The sequence below is a fragment of the Streptomyces cellostaticus genome (assembly GCF_001513965.1).
In the GTDB taxonomy this organism is placed as follows: domain Bacteria; phylum Actinomycetota; class Actinomycetes; order Streptomycetales; family Streptomycetaceae; genus Streptomyces; species Streptomyces cellostaticus.
This window is the reverse complement of record NZ_KQ948082.1, coordinates 8573-11939: the sequence shown is the minus strand read 5'-3', so window position 1 is coordinate 11939 and position 3367 is coordinate 8573. Positions and strand designations below refer to the sequence as shown.

The following is a 3367-nucleotide window of genomic DNA, read 5'->3' as shown; positions in this document are numbered from 1 at the left end:
ACCGAGCGGACATCCGCATCTGTGTCCGGCTCCGGCACGACCAGGTCACCCGACGGGCGGGTCAGCCGACGCCCGTAAGCGCTCCTGCCACGGATCGCCAACTCCGGCTCACCACTGCCCAGTCCCACGGGCAGCACGGATACGGGGTCACCGTCGCCGGTGGCGGGCAGGTCGGCCAGGACCAGACGTCCCGGGTTCTCCGACTGCGCCGACCGCAGCAGACCCCACACAGCCGCTGCCGCCAGATCCGTCACACCCTCGCCCGGAACGGCGGCTACGGCACCCCGGGTGACGACCACCAACTGGGCCGACTCCAGCCGCTGCTCCGCCAGCCACTCCTGCACCAGACCCAACACCGCACCGGCAGCACACCGAGCCGCCTGCGCCGCATCACCACTGCTGTCCGTATCCGCACAGACAAGCACCACCTGCGGAGCAACCTCGCCCGCCTCGGTCGCAGCAGCAACCCCGGCCAGATCGGCAAAGGAGCGGACCGGCACTCGGGCGGTGTCCAGCCCGTCGGCCAGGGCGAAGGAGTCGGTGCCGATCAACGCCCAGTCCCCGGCGGACACTGCGGCCTCGGGCACAGGGACCCAATCCACGCTGAACAGCGCATCGCTTACACCGCGATGGGTCGGCTGCAACTGGCTTACCGAGACCGGGCGGCTCACCAGCGACGCCACCGAGACCACTGGTGCACCGGTGGTGTCCGCCGCCGTCAGCGTCAGACTGCCCTGCGCGTCACGGCGCAGCCGGGCCCGCAGAACCGACGCCCCACTGGCGTGCAACTCCACACCCGTCCACGCGAACGGCATCCGGACCTCACCCAGTTCACCCTCGCCGTCGGCGTCGGCCAGGAGCCCCGCATGCAAAGCCGCGTCCAGCAGGGCCGGGTGCAGGCCGAACGAAGCGGCCTCCTGCGCCACGGCCTCCGGCAGTGCCACCTCGGCAAACACGTCCTCACCGCGACGCCAGACCGCCTGGAGTCCGTGGAACGAGGGACCGTACACATCGGCCAGCTGCACCGCATACACATCCGCGATGTCCACCGCAGTCGCATCCCGCGGCGGCCACACAGCGAAGTCCTCCTCGGCCTGCTTCGCCGTTCCGGCGGGGGCGATCAGCGCGCTGGCGTGCTGGACCCATGCCTGCTGGCCGCCAGGCTGGTCGGGACGGGAGAAGACCTCCACCCCACGCCGCCCGTCGGCATCGGCCGCAGCCACCACGACCTGGACCTGCACCCCGCTGCCGTCGGCAGGCACCACCAACGGCGCCTGCAACGTCAGCTCCTCCAGCAGGCCGCACCCGACCTGGTCGCCAGCCCGGACGACCAGCTCCACGAACCCGGTGCCCGGCAGCAGGATCACTCCGCCTACGACGTGGTCTGCCAGCCAGGGCTGGGAGCGCACGGACAGCCGTCCCGTGCACACCAGCCCGGCACCACCGGCCAGCTCAACCGCCGCGCCCAGCAGCGGATGACCCACAGCGCCCAAGCCCAGGGACACCGCGTCCCCGCCCGCAGCAGATCCCGCAGTCGGCAGGGCAAACACTCCCTGGGGCCAGTACCGCTCGTGCCGGAAGGCATACGTCGGCAACTCCACCCGCTCTCCAGCCGGCAGGAGCCCGGTCCAGTCCACGGGCGCGCCGTGGACGAACGCCTCGGCGAGCGAGGTGATCAGGCGTGTCGTTCCACCGTCGTCACGGCGCAGCGTGCCCGACACCACTCCCGCCTGTGCGCCGGGGCCTGCCTCCAGCGCGGCCTCTTCCAGCGTCTCGGTCATCGCCGCGAGCAACACAGGATGCGGGGAGACCTCGACAAATATCTGGTGGCCCGTACCGGCAAGGATTCGTACAGCCCGGTCGAAGTGGACCGGCGCGCGCAGGCTGCCGTACCAGTACCCGGCATCCAGCTCAGTGCCGGAGAGGACCTCGCCCGTCATCGCCGAGACCATCGGCACCCGGCCAGCCCGCGGAGCCACCCCGGCCAGCACGGAGGTGATCTCCTGCTCAAGCCGTTCCACCTGCGCGCAGTGCGAGGCGTAGTCCACCGCAACCATCCGGGACCGGACGCCCTCGGCCTCCAGCTCCTGCGCCAGTTCTTCCAGCGCCGTCGGCTCGCCGGAAACCACCACTGCGGCCGGTCCGTTGACCGCCGCAAGTGCCAAACTGCCCTCCCAGCGGCCGAGGCGCTCCTCTACCCGGGCAGCCGGCTCGCTCACCGACATCATGCCCCCGGCGCCCGACAGAACTCGCAGCGCCTGGGAGCGCAGGGCCACGACCCGGGCGCCATCCTCCAGGCTCAGCATCCCGGCCACCGTCGCCGCAGCGATCTCACCCTGCGAGTGACCCACCAGCGCGTCGGGTGTCACACCGGCGGCTTCCCAGACCGCGGCCAGCGAGACCATCACGGCCCAGAGCGCCGGCTGGACCACGTCGGCCGACTCCAGCTCGGGAGCCCCCGGCGCCCCGGCCAGGACATCGGTCAGCGACCAGTCCACAAACGGCCTCAGCGCCTGCTCACACTCCGCAAGGCGCGCGGCGAACACCGGGCTGGACTCGGCCAGTTCACGGCCCATTCCCAGCCACTGAGACCCCTGCCCCGGGAACACGAACACCACCCGCGCACCCGACCGCGCCACTCCTGACACGACCGACCCCGCCGGCACCCCACCGGCCAGGCTCTCAAGCCCGGTCACCAGTTCATCGCGGTCACCGCCGACCACCACCGCCCGGTGCTCGAACACCGACCGCGACACCGCCAACGACCACGCCACATCCACCGGCTCCAGCTCCGGCCGGGCAGCAACCCACTCCCGCAACCGGCCCGCCTGCCCGGCCAGCCCCTCGGCCGACCGCGCCGACACCACCCACGCGCCACTCCCGTCGGTCTCCACAACCACGGGGGCTTCCGTTCCTCCGCTGCCCGCGGAGACCCCGGCCTTAGCGGGCTCGGGCGCTTCTTCGACGATGACGTGCGCGTTTGTACCGCTCAGACCGAACGACGACACACCGGCACGACGCGGACGCTCCCCCAGGGGCCAGGGCACGGACTCGGTCAGCAGCTGCACCTCACCGGCCGACCAGTCCACGTGCGGCGACGCCTCGTCCGCGTGCAGCGTCTGCGGCAGCTGCTGGTTCTGCAACGCCAGCACCATCTTGATCACACCGGCCACGCCCGCGGCAGCCTGCGTGTGCCCGATGTTGGACTTCACCGAACCCAGCCACAACGGCCGGTCCCCCGGCCGCTCCTGACCATAGGTCGCGAGCAGCGCCTGCGCCTCGATCGGGTCACCCAGCGTGGTGCCCGTACCGTGCGCCTCCACCACATCCACATCGGCAGCCGACAACTGGGCACTGGCCAGGGCCG

At 71.6% G+C, this 3367-nt stretch carries 1 protein-coding gene; it reads right to left on the bottom strand.

Annotated elements, in window-relative coordinates:
* Positions 1-3367: type I polyketide synthase (locus AQI88_RS46435; RefSeq protein WP_159050581.1), on the bottom strand; the 3367-nt coding region annotated here is incomplete at both ends.